Here is a 16,456-nt window from a genome sequence, read left to right on the forward strand (position 1 = left end):
CGCGACGGGTGCGTTGCGCGACCTGCACCAGGTTCTCACCGGGATCGAGCAACTACGGGATTCACCGTGCCCGACACCTTGGTGGCGAGGCCTCCGTAGTATTCGAAGCAGGTGGCCGCATCGGCGACGTCGAATTCTGCTTCGACGATCGGTTTGCCGGAGTTGCGCGATTCGAGTTCAGCCAGCATCGGCGCTTCGGCACGGATCTTTTCGGCGATGCGAAAGAGTATGCGGCCGCGCTCCTGCGCCGTAGTTTGCGGCCATCCGTCGTGATCGAAGGCGCGACGAGCGGCGGCGATGGCCCGATCCACTTCAGAGGTGGTCGCATCGGGAATCTCGGCGATGACCTCTTCGGTCGAAGGGTCGTAAACAGGGATGCGTTTGCCGCCCGCGCCTTCTACCCACTGGCCGTCAATGAACATGCTTTCCTGCGTTGCCTGAGAGATCGCCATGGTAGTTAGAAGGACCTTTCGGTTGGAGTGGGGAACACCGCTGCTGGCTGCGGCAAGGGATCGAGCGCAGTGGCGACATGCTGGTTGCGTGCGGCTCTCCGGTAGAAGAGATATGCCGAACCGAAGATGAGCACACAGGCTGTGAGCAGCTTGCCTTCGTAGATCCAGATAGAGCTGACCTGCCGCGAAGGCACGAAGGCGACGCCGATGCCGACCAGTGTCGCCAGCAGGCCGGCGAGAGCGTTTGCGATGAGGTAAGGCTTTGACGTATGCAGCTTCGCGTCGGGTGCGAGAGCGTGTTTGAGCAGCGCGGCAAACATATAGCACGAGGGCAGCAGTTGCAGGATGACCGCTAGGTCGAGCATTGTCAGGTAGGCTTCTCCCACGGTGACGCCGAAGAAGCTGAGCAGGGTAAGCAACGCCGACAGTGCAGCGTAAATGATGAGGCTGACATACGGCGTGTGATAGCGCGGATGGACCTTGCCCACGACTGCGGGCAGGTAGCGGTCTATGCCCGCGACGAAGGGCAGGCGGCCTGCGCCGCTGAACCACGCTGAGGCTGTGCCGAGAATGGCAAGGCATTCCAGAAAGGCCAGAGGCGCAACCACAAACGAGAGGCCGTTGTGCAGAGACATCACATTGATCGCTTGCAGGACACCGGAGAGAATACCGATCTGCTCGTGCGGGAGCGCAATGAGCATGGCCATCGTGGTACCCAGATAGATGGCCGCGGCTGCTAATCCTCCCCAGAAGATGGCGACAGGAAGATTGCGCTTTGGCTCACAGATTTCATCGCCCATGATCGAAGCGAGATCGAGCCCGACGAGGCTGTAGCAGATAGTGCCGAAGGCGGGCAGAAGCCGCCAGTCGTGAAAGACAGGGCGGATATCCGCGCGATGAAATGAGCTCTGGTGATGATGCAGCGTGATCCCCGCGAGCAGCACGACCACGGCTGCTCCGCCGATGGTGCCTGCGCCGCCGAGGTTGTTGATCCATTTGCCCAGCTCGAGGCCGCGGATATTCAGGATCAGCAGGAAGAGCAGCAGGGCGGTGGCCATCGATGCCGTAAAGGCAGGGCTGTCCGCGAACCGCTGCACGCGTGGTCCAAAGACATAGACGCCGACGCCCACGCAGGAGAGCACGACAGTCGGCAAGTAGAAGACGTTCGAGAGCCAGTAGCACCATCCTGCGAAGAAGCCGTGCTGTTCGCCGAAGCCGCGCTTGGCCCAAAGATAGATGCCGCCTTCGCCGGGCCACTTCTGCGCCAGTTCCGTGACCGCCGCGCCCTGCGGCCAGAAGAAGAGCAGCATCGCGATGAGCCACAGCCATAGCGTGATGGGGCCGGATGCGGAGATGGGCGGCACCATGTTGAGATTGGCAACTGCGACGATAAACAGCAGGATGAGGTCGCGGCGTCCGAGCACACGCCTGAGCCCCGGTGTATGGCTGCTGCCTGGCATTCTTCTGGCCAACCGCATCCTCCTTTCTGGAATGCGCCGCCCCTATTCTGCCTGGGCGGCGCAATGTCGTCGCTCTTACACGGTTTGTACTGTGCTCTCCTGCTGCGCCTGCGCGATGGATGGCGCGAGTTCTTCAAAAGCGCTGAGATGGCGGTCGATATCGGCCATCGAATGCGCGACGGAGAGCGTCCACTGCTCGTCCCACCAGTAGGGTTGTGGCATCACGCCGCGGTTCACCATGCCGAACCAGTAGAGCTTCCAGAGATCGGTGTCGACCTGCAGCCAGTCGCGATAGTTGCGGATCTTGTGATCGTAGAAAAGCAGTGCGCCATTGGCTCCCGCGCTCTCCACATAGCCCTCGATGCCTGCTTTCTGCGCGATCTGCCGATATCCCGCGACGAGCGCTTCCCCGATCTTCGCAATGTGCGCGTAGCCCTCCGGCGTCAGCACATGATGGAACGTGGCAAGGCCAGCCGCCATGACCAGCGGATTGGTCGCGTAGGTGCCGGCGTGGAAGACCTTGTGCTGCGCGATCATATCCATCACCGCTTTGTTTGCGGCGAAGGCTGCTAGCGGAAAACCTCCGCCGATGGACTTGGCGAGGGTGACGATATCGGCCTGAATCTGGAAATACTCGCAGGCTCCGCCGCGCCCCAGCTTTGCGCCGGTTTTTACTTCGTCGAAGATGAGCAGCGCCCCCTCCTTCGTGCAGATCTCGCGCAGTCCTTCGAGATAGCCTTCGACCGGCATGCAGATGCCGATGTTCATCATGATGGGTTCGAGGATGATCGCCGCAATCTGGCCCGGGTTTGCTGCGAAGAGGCGCTTTATCGCTTCGAGGTCGTTGAATTGCGCGACCAGAGTGTTCTTCACTGTATCTGCCGGAACACCGCCGCCTGCGGGCACCTGCGTGGGATGCTCGGGGTCGCCGTAGAGATCGGCCGACGGCTTCATGCTCACCATCACCGAGTCATGCACGCCGTGGTAGCCGCCTTCCATCTTGATGATCTTGTCGCGGCCGGTGAAGCCGCGCGCCAGGCGTATGGCGTGCATCGTGACCTCGGTGCCGCTGCTGCCAAAGCGACATTGCTCGAGCGGAAAGCGAGTGCAGATCTCCTCGGCCAGTTCGTATTCGAGGGTATGCGGCATGCCATACATGGTGCCGATCTCGAGCCGCTGCTTCACCGCATCGACGACGGCGGGATGACAGTGCCCCGCCATCAGAGCGCCGAAGCAGAGGTTGAAGTCGATATATTCGTTGCCGTCGAGATCGTGGATGTGCGAGCCCTTCGCGTCCTTTACAAAGAGAGGCCAGGGCTCGTAGCTACGAAAGTTGCTGGCGACCCCAAGCGGGAGGCGCGGCTCCGCCTTTTTGAGCGCGGCGCGTGACGAAGGGGTGCGCGATTCGAAGGTGGCGAGTTCCTTCTCGAGAAGATGATGCATGGCAGCCAATCCTTTTCGGGTGACACCCGGCTATCGCGGGGCGTGTCGAGCGTGCGGGCCGTAGGTAGACGTGGCCCAGGTCTCAGCTGGCGTGCCGGAGCACAGCTTCACTGCGCGCGTAGCGCAGGATCCAGCGAAGACGGCAGTAGGTTCCGGGGATGCGCAGCAGTGGGGAGAGCGCAGGCGAGACAGGGAGCGCCTTGCGCGCGTCGCGTGCGCAACAACCGCATTCGGATTGCGAAGCAGCAGCCATACTCGGAAACGGTCCCTCCCTTATGGGGCGTAGGCACGAATAACAAGAGGCGATGTCCTGCGTACTGCTAAAGCAAAATGGCTGCGGGAAGAGGCGTGCAAATTTCGTTGCGGCCCGCAAAACCTTGTAGTAATTTTGCAAAAATTAGTAAATTTCCTCACGCATGTCAAGCACAAACGCTTTGTCCGCTGTACCTGTCTTGCAGGCCCGTCTTACGCTTCAACTTCCGTACCTGCAGTGATCCTGATAGGCGCTTGCTGCCTTGAGATTTCCGAGGAGCCATCTGTGCCGGTCTGTCGAATTTCAACATGTCGATACGAGAGTGCTGCGTTCGTGAGAGCGGGTTCTCTCTTCTCTGGCATTGCGGCAAGGATGCTGCCGCTTCAATCCGGAGCGACTGCATGACAAACCCGATTACACGGCGCAGCTTCCTTGCGGGCACGGCTCTCCTTGGTGCGGACCTGCTTCTGTGCGCGCAGCCGCTCGCCCGTCCACAACACAGTTGCGTGATTGTCGGCGCGGGCCTCGCCGGGCTGACTGCGGCATGGCGGCTCTCGTCTGCGGGCTGGAAGGTGACGGTGCTCGAGGCGCGCAATCGTCCCGGCGGACGCGCGTGGACCTATCGCTTTCCGCAGGCTCCCGAGTTGAGTTGCGAGATGGGTGGGGAATGGATCGGCAAAGAGCATACGCGCATGCTTGCCATCACCAGCGAGTTGAAAGTGCCGCTCGAGCCCCATGCGTATCACGTGTGGCTGCTGCGTCACGGGCATCTCTATACGCCGGGAAACTGGGGTCTTTCGCCTCAGTCCAAGGCCGCGTGGGAAAAGTTTCGCGCAACGTATGCGCACTACAGCGAGCAGGAAAAACGCCGCCTCGACCAATACGACTGGTGGACGTGGTTGGGCAAGATCGGCTACACGCGTGACGACCGCGCTCTTCGCGAAATCATCGATCCCACGGACTTCGGCGAAAGCACGCGTGTCGTCTCGGCGTTCTCCGTAGGAGATGAATACACGCAGGGCGATTATGCGAATCCGCAGGCGACCGATGAGATGGACTTTCACGTGCGCGGTGGTAACAGCGAGCTGGTCAAGGCTCTGATCGCGCGACTGCCCGCAGGCTCGGTGCATCTCGGTAAAGCAGTAACAGCGATCACGCAAAACTCCGCGCGCGGCACGGTAACGATCGAGGCGGGAGGAGAGACGTTCACGGCGGATAGCTGTGTCTTTACCGCGCCTGCAACCATGCTCAACAGCATTCGCTGGGATCCTGCGTTGCCTGCAGCCAAGGCCGAGGCTGCCGAGCAGCTGGAGTACGGACGCATCATCAAAACGCAGCTGCTCTTCGACCGCCGTTTCTGGCCCGCGGAAGACTTTTCGCTGATGACCGACGAGACTGCGCACCAGTTCTACCACTCGACATTTGGTCAACAAGGGCAGCGCGGCATTCTTTGCTCCTATGCGTGTGGTGACAAGGCCGACGTGCTGGCGGCGCAATCGAAGGTCGAGCGGCAGCAGCAGATGATCCGCGATCTTGCCGTTGTCTCGCCGAAGGCCGCGGGCGCGTTGCTCGACAGTTTCGATCAGCCATGGCAGGAGGATCCCTGGGCGCAGGGAGCGTATGCGGTCTATCGGCCGGGACAGTGGTTCCGTGTGCGGCCACTACTGGCTGCGCCGCATGGACGCGTACTCTTCGCGGGTGAGCATATCGCCGACTGGCAGGGGTTTATGGAAGGCGCGGTGACAACGGGCGAGGCTGCGGCACATCATCTGTTACATGCCTGATGGCAGACGCGGGGCTGGAGCATATGAATTTTGCTTTGCCACGAAAGATTGCGCCGGTACGCTGAGAGCATTCACTTTGCCAAGGATCGTCGATGAACCTTCGCTGCTCCCTCATGGGGTTCCTGTCTGTCCTGCTGCCCTGCATCGGTATCGCTCAGGTTGACTCTGCCAAAGCTCCTGCTCCGATCCCGGTAAAGGTGGTCGTTGTGGCCATGTACGAGCAGGGGGAGGATACGGGCGATGCACCGGGCGAATACCAGTATTGGGTGGAGCGCATACACCTGGATCGCGTGCTCCCGCTTGATGCGGGCTATCACCATGTGCGGATGAACAAGGATGGTGTGCTCGCGGTGTTGACTGGCGTGGCCACGGCGAAGGCGGCTGCGAGCATCATGGCGCTGGGGCTCGATCCTCGCTTCGATCTCTCGCATGCTTACTGGCTCGTTGCTGGTATTGCCGGTGGCGATCCGGCGGATGTCTCTCTGGGGTCTGCGGTGTGGGTGCAGCAGGTGGTCGACGGCGACATTGCGCACGAACTCGATGCACGCGAAATACCGGCTGACTGGCCGACGGGCAAGGTTCCGCTGCGTCGCACCACTCCCTATGAAGAGCCTGCCGATGCAGGCTATGGCGAGCTCTATGATCTGAATCCGGTGTTGACGCACTGGGCCTATGCGTTGACAAAGAACACGCCGCTTGCCGACGATGACCGCATGCGTGAGAAGCGCTCGCATTTTGCGCAGGCTGCTGCCCAGCGGCCTCCATTCGTTGCTACGGGAGATGAGGTGTCGTCCGCCACATACTGGCATGGAGCCAGGCTGGACCAATGGGCGAATGCCTGGACCCACTATTACACGGGCGGCAAGGGCAACTTCATGGTCAGCGGTATGGAGGACTCGGGCACGTTGCAGTCGCTCACCTTTCTCGATCATGCGGGCCGGATCGATCGGAGGCGCGTGCTTATTTTAAGAACGATTTCGAATTACGATCAGCAGCCTGCGGGAATGACCGCTGCGCAGAGTCTCACCGAACAGAAGGTGAGCCGCTATGGCGCTTATCTGGCGGCGCTCGAGGCAGCGTACGCGGTCGGGCGGCCGGTGGTGGATGCAATTCTGGCGCACTGGAGCGAGTATCGCGATCATCTGCCTTCAGCGGCGGAATGATCGAGTCGGGCTTGATCCGGATCTGATTGCGTTGGTGCGAAGGGCCATTCGCGCCTGCGCCACGCCCTTACGAGATAAAGCGCCGATCCAGTGATTGCAACGACCACGGCATCGAGCAACTCGCGTGAGGCTTCCTTGCGAGAGAAGACGATGAAGAGGAAGCCTGCGAGTGCGGCCAGCGGTGGCAGCGGGTAGAGCCATACGCGGAAGGGGCGCGGCATCTCCGGCCGCCGAATGCGCAACAGGATGATGCCGACCTGTTGCAGCAGGTATTGCAGCAGGATACGGATGGCGACCAGCGCAGCAATCACCGTTGCCAGGTGGAAGAAGCAGAAAATGGTGGCCACGCCCCCCAGTGCCAGCAGCGAGACAGACGGGAACTTATGCTTCCTGTCCACGTGTGCGAAGGCGCGGAAGTAGTTGCCGTCGAGCGCGGCAGCATACGGGGCGCGCGAGTAGGCGAGCAGCAGCGAGTAGACGGAGGAGAATGCCGTCCACATGACCAAGAGTGTGAGCAGGCGAGCCGCCGTCGAGCCGACGGTCTGCTGCATCAGGGAAGACACGACGGCCAGCTTTGCCGAGCTGTTGCCGACGAGTTCCTGTACCGGGATCACACCGAGCACGCTCACATTCATCGCGAGATAGAGCGCGGCGACGATCACGATCGACCACAGGATGGCGCGGGGAATGGTGCGGCCCGGCTCCTTCACCTCACCGCCGAGGAAGCACACCGAGTAGTAGCCCCAGTAGTCGTAGGTGGCGAGCAGCGTCGCCGAGCCTAGTCCGGCGAAGAAGCCTGCATGCAAATCGAAGGCATGGGGCGCGGGGTGCAGCAGTTCGGCGTGGAAATGCGTGAATCCTGCGACGATGACTGCACCGATGGTGAAGAGCACCCCTCCGGTGAGCACCCATGCTGTGCGGGCGATAGAGCTGACGTTGCGGTAGAGCATCGCCACGGCAAGCACGCAGGTGGCTGCGGCGAGAAAGCTCACCGCAGGAATCGAGCCCAGAAGCGGCCGGTCCAGTGAGGGCCACAGCCACGCAGCATACTGCGCGAGGCCGATGCATCCCGAGGCGACCGAGAGCGGAGCGCTAAAGCCGAGCTGCCAGATGTAGAGGAAGGAGATCATGCGTCCGGCGCCGTTGCGGCCGTAGATCTCGCGCAGGAAGGCGTAGGAGCCTCCGGCCTCGGGCATGGCTGCGCCGAGCTCGGCCCATACCAGGCCGTCACAGATGGCGATGAGCGCTCCGAGGAGCCAGCCGAGCACCGCCTGCGAACCGCCCATCGCTGCTACCACCAGCGGCAGTGTGATGAACGGGCCCACGCCGATCATGTTCATCATGTTCAGCGAAATGGCGCTGCCCAGGCCGATGCGGCGTTCGAGTGCGGGCTGTTGGGAGTCGGCCAAGGTCGGGTCGGAAAATGGGGAATCGAAGTCTCAGACTACCGTATGGGGAAGGCCTTGCGGGCGCGCTCGATCTCCTCGTAGTGCTGCTCGGCCCAGATCCATACGCCGCAGAAGGCTGCGCCGAGACTGTGGCCGAGCGGCGTGAGCTGGTAATCCACGTGCGGCGGGATCACGGGATGCACGGTACGCAGAACCAGGCCATCGTGCTCCATCTGGCGGAGCGTCTTGGTGAGCATCTTCTGGCTGATGTCGCCGACCAGCTCGCCAATGCGCGTGAAGCGGACGACACCGTGCTCTTCGAGGACTTCGAGCACGATCATGGTCCACTTGTCGGCGATGCGCTCGATGATCTCGCGGACGAGTCTTTCAATCTTCGGATCGATCTCTTCGGGGATGGGCTGGCCGGGTTCACACATATGCGGAACAGGTCGGCTCGGTGCAGAGGCCAACTTTTTTTCTGAAGGCAAGATCAACGCAGTCATATGACTACCCCTGCGGTAAGTATAGAACTCTTAGGTGCCTGCTTTCCAGAAGAGAGTGTAATTTCTAGGATGATTGAGGCAGCGATGAGAGGGCTGCACGCTATGAACATCTCGGGAAACACCATTCTGATTACGGGCGGAGGCTCGGGCATTGGCCGCGGGCTCGCGGAAGCACTGCATGCCGAGGGCAACCAGGTCATCATTGCCGGACGCCGTCAGAGCGTGCTGGATGAGACGGTGAAGGCCAATCCCGGCATGAAGTCCGTGACGCTGGATATCGAGGACGCCGCTGGGCTCCCGGCATTCGCGGAAAAGCTGGTCGCGGAGTTCCCCATGCTGAATGCCGTGATCCTGAATGCCGGCATCATGCGGGCGGAGAATTTGAGCGAGGCCGCGCACCTGGCGGACGCGGAGGCCATCATCAACACGAATCTACTCGGTCCGATCCGTCTGCTGGCGGTGCTGCTGCCGCATTTTCTGAAGCAGCCGCAGGCGACCGTGGCGACGGTGTCGTCGGGGCTGGCGTTTGTGCCGCTCGCGCCCACGCCGACCTACAACGCGACGAAAGCCGCGATTCACTCGTACACGCAGTCGCTGCGCTACCAGTTGAGAAAGACAACAGTCGAGGTGTTGGAGATCATTCCGCCGTATGTGCAGACGGAGCTGATGGGCGGTGCGGAGGATCCGCGTGCGATGCCCTTAAAGGAGTTCATCGCTGAAACGATCCAGATCCTGAAGCAGCAGCCGACCCCGGCGGAGATCAGCGTGGATCGGGTGAAACCACTGCGGTACGCGGCCGAGAGCGGGCACTATGACCAGGTATTCCATGGCCTGAATGAGGCGATGGCCGGCAGTCACTGATCTTTTGGATTGAGAATGACAAAGCCCGCTCTGGGAGAGCGGGCTTTGCCATTTTGGTGGCGAGGTTCGTGTTCTTCCGCCCAAACCCTCGCTTGTTGAGAGGACAGCAGGTTCCTCCACTGCGCTCGCGCTGCTCGCTTCGGTCGGAATGACAAGGTGTAGAAGATGGGTTCGCAGTCTCCCACGTCTCAGAATCGAGACGTGGGGCACCCGGCTTTCTTGTTTGGAGCAGTTCTTACTGGTTGACGGCCCACGCCATGCCATCGGGGCCGGGGCCGGCATTGATGTGGCCTACCACCTGCCAGCTGTGCAGGTCGAGCACGGCGATGTTGTTGTCCGGCGTGCAGGCGATATAGGCGCGCGCGCCATCCGGCTGCACCACGATGCCCGCCGCGCCGTGGCCGATGGGGATGTGCTTCACGACCTTGCGCGTCGCGGCATCGAGCACCGTCAGTTCGCCTTTCTGCAGGCAGGAGACCAGGACGTACTTGCCGTCCGGCGTGAACTTGAGGCGATTGGCGCTGGGCACATTTGCCTGCAGCGTCGCGACGACCTTCTTCTCGGCAAAGGAGATGACGGAGATAGTGCCTTCCTTGGCGTTGGCGACCCAGATCTCTTTCTCATTCGGAGAGACGTCGAAGCCTTCCGATCCGCCGCCCACCTTCACTACCGTCTCGTCCCAGTCGGTCTTGGGCATCGGCTCGTTAGGCAGCGCAGCAGGCGGCTTGGGAAGTGCAACCGGTTCAATGATGGTCACGGTGCCGGAGTTCACATTCGTGGTCACGATGCGTTGCATGTCCTGCGAGACCCAGACCATGTGGGTGCGGTTCTGGCCGGTGCCGAGAATCCAGTCGACGCGCTTGGACGAGGGGTCATACCGTCCGATGGACTTGGCCCGCTCGGCGGTGAACCAGACGCGTCCGCCCGCATAGGCAAGGCCGTGCGGGCCAGCGAGAGGGCCCAGATCGACGGGGGCGAGCGTCTTGTGATTCACCAGATCCACGACTGCGAGGGTGTGAAAGGTGCCAAAGCCGTAGTTCGAGACATACGCCGTGCGCCCGTCATTCGAGGCGATGACCTCGTGAGGATCCCAGCCCACAGGCATTTTCGCGATGACCTGGAGGGTCGTGGGGTCGATGACGGAGAGCGTGCGGTCCTGCTTCGACAGCGCGAGCAGCGTGGCCTTGGGCGCGCTCTGCGCATGGAGCAGCGGGGCTGCCAGCAGGGAAGCGAGAACGGCGGAACGGAAAAAGAGCTTCATGCCCTTAGCCTACATCCGTACCTGGAAAACTTTCTGAGCCGCACAGCCGAGCGGATGCATCGAAGAAAGGTTTACAGTTTTCATATGGCCAGGTTGTCCCAGGAAAAAAACTTGCCGGTCGTAGACCTGGCGGGTGTCGGGCTGAATGCTACCGACACATTGATTCACCTGCAGCATTATCCTGCGCGCGGCGCCAAGGGTGAGTATCGCGGTTCGACCGTGTTGCCCGGCGGCCAGGTGGCGAGCACGGTGATCGCATGCGCCCAGTGGGGTCTGCGTACTCGCTACGTGGGTAAGCTCGGCGAGGATGAGGCGGCGCGCCTGCATCGCGGGGAGTTCGAGCGCCTCGGCGTCGAAGCGCAGATTCTCACCGTTCCCGGCGGAGCCAGCGCCCAATCATTGATTTTTGTCGACGGAACGGGTGAGCGCACGGTGCTGAACCGCCGCGATGACGCCCTGATTATCAAGCCCGAGGAGTTGAGCCGCGAGTGGGTGGTAAACGCCCGTGCGCTCCACGTGGATGGATGGGACACCGATGCTGCAATCCAGGCTGCCCGCTGGGCTCGCGAGGCCGGTGTGCCGGTGATTGCTGATCTCGACGAGCTCTATAACGGGATTGAACAGCTGGTGCCGCTGATCGATTACCTGATCGTCAGCCGGGACTTCCCGAATCGCTTCACAGGTGAAGCAGATCTTGAGTTTGCGCTCCGCCGCCTGCAGCGGGAGAGCGGCTGCAAGCTGGCCGCAGCCACGCTGGGCGAGCACGGTGTACTGGCCTGGGACGGTTCGCGCTTCTATCACTCCGCTGCCTACAATGTGCCGGTTGTTGATACTACGGGCGCGGGCGATGTCTTCCATGCCGGGTACATCTTTGCGCTGCTGCAGGGCTGGCCGCTGGAGCGGCAGCTGGATTTTGCCTGTGCGGCCGCGGCGATCAACTGTACGGGCATCGGCGCGCGCGGCGGGATTCAGTCGGTCGAGCGTATCGAAGAGCTGATGGCTACCGGCGAGCGCCACGACGCAGCAGAGTTTGCTCTGCTGGCCCGATAAGGATCTTCCTCTATTGAAACCAGAAAGCCCGGCATAGCGCCGGGCTTTTGTACACTGGCTTTGCATGCCCAAAGCTGCCCTCTCTCACATTCGCACTGCCTCCGCTCTCGCGATGGCCGGCTTCGTGACGGTGTCGCCGTTCGTTTCTTCTCTCGCCGCGCAGGTCACGCCCTGGCAGACTTCGATCGTCGCTTCGGCCGACCAGCAGACACTGCCCGAGGATCGCGGCGCCGATGGACTATCTCTGACACTCAGGAAGCTGCACACCTGGGCGAGCCTGATGATGATCGTCGCGCACCCGGACGACGAGGATAGCGGCATGCTCACGCTGGAATCGCGCGGGGCTGGCGCGCGGACGGCGATCCTCACGCTGACCCGCGGAGAAGGCGGCCAGAATGCAATGTCCGGCGAGGCCGACGACGCACTGGGGCTCATCCGCACGAATGAGCTCCTACTGGCCGATCAGTACTCGGGGACAGAGCAATTCTTCTCGCGGGTTGCCGACTACGGCTTCTCGAAGACGCTCGACGAAGCGCATCGGAAATGGGGGCGCGACCGCGTGCTCTACGATGCCGTGCGTGCCGTGCGCCTGTACCGCCCGCTGGTTGTGACCTCGGTGTTTACCGGAAACATTACAGATGGGCATGGGCACCATCAGATGTCGGGTGAGGCGGTGCAGGAAGTCTTTCGCATGGCTGGTGATCCAAATGTCTTTCCGGATCAGATCGCGGCGGGCCTGCGTCCATGGTCGCCAGTGAAGGTGTATGCGCGGCTGCCTTTCTTTTCGATAACGAGCAAGGGCATGTTCGACTATGCCACGAACAAATGGGCGCCCGTTCGTTTCTATGATTACGTGCAGGGGCATTGGTCGGATAAGGCTCCTACGGCCGATGTTGAGATCCCGGAAGGCACGTATGACCCCATCCTCGGACGGTCCTATGTGCAGATGGCGCGTGATGGCTGGGCTCTCCAGAAATCGCAGTATGGCGGCGGCAATCCTCCGCTTCCCGGCGATTTCAGCGTTGCGTATCACCGTTATGGATCGCGCGTGCAGACGCCTGCGGCCGAAGGCGTTCGAGAGAACGGCTTCTTTGATGGCATCGATACATCGCTCGTGGGTATCGCCTCACTCGCGCACGGCGACACTACGTTTCTTACCGCTGGCCTGAAAGAAATTGACCAGCATGTGATGACGGCGACCTTCAACTACCTGCCGTCGAGCCCCGTGAAGATCGCTCCCGAGCTGGCGCTGGGAGCGCAGCGGACGCAGGCGCTTCTCGACCAGGTGAACGCAAGCGGCCTGAGCGCAGACGACAAAGCAAATGTCGCGCATGAATTGGAGATCAAGCTCACGCAGTTCAACACCGCGTTGGCAGAGGCTCTTGGCCTGAAGGTGCGGGCGCTGGTGATTCCCGAGGATGGATCGAAGGATGTCACCCTTACGATCAACGCCGAGGAGACACGCACGGCTGTTACCCCGAGCGAGCAGTTCACGGTGCGCCTGCACGTGACTGGCGCAGAGCCGTGGAGCACCGGCGGCAATCTGAAGCTGACGAAGACCTGGCTTGCGTCGAGCGGGGATACGCCGTGGCATGTGGAGCGCGCGGGTTCACCCGGTATGGATGTGGCTGCGAGCCATGAGGGCGATGTTCTTTATCGTGTGACGGTGCCGCGCAATGCGCCGCCCACCGAGCCGTATTTCACGCGCCCCTCGACGGCGCAGCCTTACTACGATGTCTCCGATCCGAAGCTGCTGAATCAGCCCTTCGCGCCCTATCCGCTCGCGGGCTGGGCAGAGTTCGACTACAACGGTGTGCCGATCCGCATTGGGCAGGTGGTGCAGACGAACCACCGTGAGCACGGATACGGCAATCTCTTCGAGCCTTTAGTCGTGATGCCGAGGCTGGCGGTGAATCTCTCCGCGCATGCCGGAGTGGTTCCGCTGGATGCGAAGTCCTTTCCGCTCGCTGTCTCGGTGAGAAACTATCAGCCGGACAACGCGGACGGCACGCTGCATCTTGAACTGCCGCAGGGCTGGACCGCTGAGCCTGCGTCGCAGGCATTTCACCTCGCGCCAAACCAATCTGTAACCGAGACGGTGACAATTCATCCCGGAGCGCTTGCAGCGCAGTCCTACGACATCCATGCAATCGCGCAAAGCGGCAATTACGAGTACAGTACCGGCGTGGAGCGGGCTGGGTATCCCGGCCTGCGTCCCTATTTTCTCGATCGCCAAGCGACCTACAGCGTGCACGGCGCGGATGTGAAGGTCGCCCCCGGCCTGCGCGTTGGATACATCATGGGCACGGGCGATGAGGTTCCTGAGGCTCTCACCCAGCTAGGTGTTACGACCCACCTGATCACGGCTGCCGAGCTCGCTTCGGGCGACCTCAGCGGTTACAGCGCCATCCTCGTGGGTATCCGCGCTTATTCGAATCGCAGCGATCTCGTTGCGGCGAATGCGCGGCTGCTCGACTATGCACACAATGGAGGCGTGGTCGTTGTGCAGTATCAGAATCCGGGACTCAGTTCGAGCGTAGGGCCCTATCCTTATTCTGTTCCTGGCGATGCAGAGAAGGTCGTGGATGAGTCGGATGCGGTGAAGCTGCTGGCTCCTTCGAGCCCGCTCTTCCAGTGGCCAAATCGCATCTCGGGGGCTGATTTTTCCGGATGGGAAGAAGAGCAGGGTCACAGCTTCGCCTCCTCGTGGGATCCGCATTACATCCCTCTGACCGAGGTTGCCGATCCGGGGCAGGATCCGCAGCGTGGTGGTCTGCTGGTTGCGCCTTACGGAAAGGGCATCTACATTTATGAGGCCTATGCGCTGTACCGCCAGTTCCCGGCGGCGGTGCCGGGTGCATATCGTATCCTTGCGAATCTGATCAGTCTCAGTGCGAATCCGAATCGCAGCACCATGAAGCCATAACGTTCGTTGCCAGCTTTCCAGAATCCGTCAATGGTCAGGGAGCCGATGAAGGATTTTACTTCCGCGAAGCACTTCAGCCGCCGCCGGTTTCTGCGGCAATCCGCCTTCACCAGTTCCATGGCCGCGCTCGTGTTTCACGGCGGATGGCCGGTATCTGCGCTTGGCCAGACCGCAGCAGCGCAGCCTGCGCCGGCTTCACAGGGCTCCGGCTCGGGGCCTCTGGTGCGCACGGCCAGCGGCGCATTGCGCGGAGCAAGTGCCGCCGGTATCCACATCTTTCGCGGCGTACCCTTTGCGCAGCCTCCCGTTGGAGACTTACGTTTTCGTCCGACTGAGAAGCTAAAGCCATGGCAGGGAGAGCGCGATGCCACGCAGTTTGGGCCGTCCCCCATGCAGTTTGGCGAGCCCCGCGTGGTACATAGTGAAGACTGCCTGCAGCTGAATATCTGGGCACCCGAGGGCAAAGGGCCGTACCCGGTTTTCGTCTGGATACATGGCGGCGGATTTACCGGCGGCCATGCCTTTGAGGGTATCTATGACGGCAGCGAGTTCGCGCGCGAGGGAATTGTATGCGTGACAGTTGCATATAGGCTGGGAGTCTTCGGGTTCCTGGACATGGCCCCACTGCTGGGCAATGAATATACGGGCTCGGCGAACAATGCGCTGCGCGACCTCATCGCATCACTGGAGTGGGTCCGAGAGAATATCGCCAGCTTCGGCGGCGACCCGGATCGTGTGACCATCGGGGGTGAGTCGGCGGGAGCCAAGCTTACAGACATCCTGATGGGCGTACCCGCAGCCCAGCCACTTTTTCACCAGATGATCTCGGAGAGCGGCGGTGCCGAGCGGGTATGGCCGCAGCAGAACTCCTTCCGTGTGGCTCAGGGGTTTGGCGATGTATGGACGAAGCAGTCGAGCGAAAGTGCAGCAGCACTGCGCACGGCTCCGGCAGAGGACCTGATCCAGGCGCAGCATGATTTCATCGCGAACTGGCCGCAGCATTTTCCTCTGCGCTGCGAGATCGATGCTTCGCTGTTGCCGCGTCTGCCTGTGCTCACCATTGCGAAGGGCTCCACGAAAGGGAAGCGGCTGCTCATCGGCACCAATCGGGACGAGAGTTCACTGTTTGTCGGGCCGCATCCAACTGGAGATGCCACGGCAAAGGATATCGGCAACATTACGCTGGAGCAGTTCCTGCCCGTGTATCGCAAGTACAAGGGCGTCTATACGGATTTAGGGCTGGAACAGTTACGTATTCGCGCGCTCACGGCGGAAGAATACTGGGTGCCGTCGATTCGCGTGGCCGATGCTCACATCGCCGCAGGCGGCAAGGCATGGATGTATCGCCTCGACTTCACGGAGGCGAGCGGCCGACTCTCAGGCTATGCCTATCACTCGCTCGATATTCCTCTGGTGTGGGACAAGCCTCATGAGCAGGTCACGAACTCGTCGGCGGAAGCCGTCATCGCCAAGCAGATGCATATCGCCTGGGTGGCCTTCATCAAGGGAGAAACGCCGACGGCGCCCGGCTTGCCGACGTGGCCCGAATATACGGGCACGCATCGCGAGACAATGATTCTCGATGTTGCGTCGCATGTCGAACAGCAGCCACTCGAAGCAGAGTTGCGGCTTTGGGATAACGTGCTGTAGCTGTGTGGAGTCTCGCCCCTGAGCGAGGCTCTTGTCTCTCGATGATGGCCGGGTGACGACAGCACCAATCCGGAATTTTTTCGCTCTGAAACGGTTTTATTTTCGTTCCGTCGCCGCGGCCAGCTCGCATTGTCCGATGGATTCCCCCTGCTGCATTTATCCTGAGAGGACCACCCCTTGTTTTACAGGTGACCCCACGGCCCGATGTCGATTACGACCCCATCCTCGCCCCAGGCTGCCCCGGTGCATAAACCCTCCACCG

Annotated in this window: 12 protein-coding genes; 6 read left to right on the forward strand and 6 right to left on the reverse strand. The window is 61.4% G+C overall.

The genetic code is table 11. The features are described from left to right. Nucleotides 1–35: 35 nt before the first annotated feature. From QM649_RS10370 to QM649_RS10380, 3 genes are all read right to left on the reverse strand, one after another. Nucleotides 36–452: an aldehyde dehydrogenase family protein gene (locus QM649_RS10370; RefSeq protein ID WP_415198966.1), complete on the reverse strand. Its 417-nt coding sequence runs from the start codon at nt 450–452 to the stop codon at nt 36–38. Nucleotides 453–457: 5 nt separating this feature from the next. Then, nucleotides 458–1,924: an APC family permease gene (locus QM649_RS10375; RefSeq protein ID WP_415198967.1), complete on the reverse strand. Its 1,467-nt coding sequence runs from the start codon at nt 1,922–1,924 to the stop codon at nt 458–460. Between the two features lie 63 nt (nt 1,925–1,987). After that, nucleotides 1,988–3,355, reverse strand: coding sequence for an aspartate aminotransferase family protein (locus QM649_RS10380; RefSeq protein WP_415198968.1), 1,368 nt, complete (start codon nt 3,353–3,355; stop codon nt 1,988–1,990). 654 nt (nt 3,356–4,009) lie between these two features. Between QM649_RS10380 and QM649_RS10385 the strand changes: the two genes are divergently transcribed. Both QM649_RS10385 and QM649_RS10390 read left to right on the forward strand, forming a co-directional pair. Then, complete coding sequence (locus QM649_RS10385; RefSeq protein WP_415198969.1) at nt 4,010–5,392, forward strand: flavin monoamine oxidase family protein; 1,383 nt, start codon at nt 4,010–4,012, stop codon at nt 5,390–5,392. A gap of 92 nt (nt 5,393–5,484) precedes the next feature. Next, the gene (locus tag QM649_RS10390) at nt 5,485–6,555 is read left to right on the forward strand and encodes a purine nucleoside permease (protein WP_415198970.1); all 1,071 of its coding nucleotides are present in this window, start codon (nt 5,485–5,487) and stop codon (nt 6,553–6,555) included. Here QM649_RS10390 and QM649_RS10395 read toward each other — a convergent pair. After that, entirely contained in the window at nt 6,531–7,964 is a 1,434-nt protein-coding gene (locus QM649_RS10395; protein WP_415198971.1) for an APC family permease, read from the reverse strand. The two genes, QM649_RS10390 and QM649_RS10395, sit on opposite strands and share 25 nt — an antisense overlap. A gap of 35 nt (nt 7,965–7,999) precedes the next feature. Then, nucleotides 8,000–8,380 (reverse strand): winged helix-turn-helix transcriptional regulator, encoded by a 381-nt coding sequence (locus QM649_RS10400; RefSeq protein ID WP_415198972.1) that lies wholly within the window; start codon nt 8,378–8,380, stop codon nt 8,000–8,002. A gap of 168 nt (nt 8,381–8,548) precedes the next feature. Between QM649_RS10400 and QM649_RS10405 the strand changes: the two genes are divergently transcribed. Next, a complete protein-coding gene (locus tag QM649_RS10405) occupies nt 8,549–9,307 on the forward strand; it encodes an SDR family oxidoreductase (protein WP_415198973.1) in 759 nt (252 codons plus the stop codon). A 235-nt stretch (nt 9,308–9,542) separates the two neighbouring features. On the opposite strand, the gene QM649_RS10410 is transcribed toward QM649_RS10405, so the two are convergent. Next, entirely contained in the window at nt 9,543–10,568 is a 1,026-nt protein-coding gene (locus tag QM649_RS10410; RefSeq protein ID WP_415198974.1) for a YncE family protein, read from the reverse strand. Nucleotides 10,569–10,679: 111 nt separating this feature from the next. Between QM649_RS10410 and QM649_RS10415 the strand changes: the two genes are divergently transcribed. The 3 genes from QM649_RS10415 to QM649_RS10425 all read left to right on the forward strand — a co-directional run bounded on the left by QM649_RS10415 (nt 10,680) and on the right by QM649_RS10425 (nt 16,194). Then, a complete protein-coding gene (locus QM649_RS10415) occupies nt 10,680–11,618 on the forward strand; it encodes a carbohydrate kinase family protein (RefSeq protein WP_415198975.1) in 939 nt (312 codons plus the stop codon). A 64-nt stretch (nt 11,619–11,682) separates the two neighbouring features. Continuing rightward, a complete protein-coding gene (locus tag QM649_RS10420) occupies nt 11,683–14,544 on the forward strand; it encodes a PIG-L family deacetylase (RefSeq protein WP_415198976.1) in 2,862 nt (953 codons plus the stop codon). Between the two features lie 45 nt (nt 14,545–14,589). Continuing rightward, a complete protein-coding gene (locus tag QM649_RS10425) occupies nt 14,590–16,194 on the forward strand; it encodes a carboxylesterase/lipase family protein (protein ID WP_415198977.1) in 1,605 nt (534 codons plus the stop codon). The last annotated feature ends 262 nt before the right edge of the window (nt 16,195–16,456 follow it).

This window comes from Silvibacterium sp. (genome assembly GCF_047605705.1).
GTDB lineage: Bacteria > Acidobacteriota > Terriglobia > Terriglobales > Acidobacteriaceae > Silvibacterium.

Bases quoted from the DNA above. Each gene is read 5' to 3' on its own strand.
- QM649_RS10370 (WP_415198966.1), bottom strand. From the start codon at position 452: ATGGCGATCTCTCAGGCAACGCAGGAAAGCATGTTCATTGACGGCCAG.
- QM649_RS10380 (WP_415198968.1), bottom strand. From the start codon at position 3,355: ATGCATCATCTTCTCGAGAAGGAACTCGCCACCTTCGAATCGCGCACC.
- QM649_RS10385 (WP_415198969.1), top strand. From the start codon at position 4,010: ATGACAAACCCGATTACACGGCGCAGCTTCCTTGCGGGCACGGCTCTC.
- QM649_RS10390 (WP_415198970.1), top strand. From the start codon at position 5,485: ATGAACCTTCGCTGCTCCCTCATGGGGTTCCTGTCTGTCCTGCTGCCC.
- QM649_RS10400 (WP_415198972.1), bottom strand. From the start codon at position 8,380: ATGTGTGAACCCGGCCAGCCCATCCCCGAAGAGATCGATCCGAAGATT.
- QM649_RS10405 (WP_415198973.1), top strand. From the start codon at position 8,549: ATGAACATCTCGGGAAACACCATTCTGATTACGGGCGGAGGCTCGGGC.
- QM649_RS10410 (WP_415198974.1), bottom strand. From the start codon at position 10,568: ATGAAGCTCTTTTTCCGTTCCGCCGTTCTCGCTTCCCTGCTGGCAGCC.
- QM649_RS10420 (WP_415198976.1), top strand. From the start codon at position 11,683: ATGCCCAAAGCTGCCCTCTCTCACATTCGCACTGCCTCCGCTCTCGCG.
- QM649_RS10425 (WP_415198977.1), top strand. From the start codon at position 14,590: ATGAAGGATTTTACTTCCGCGAAGCACTTCAGCCGCCGCCGGTTTCTG.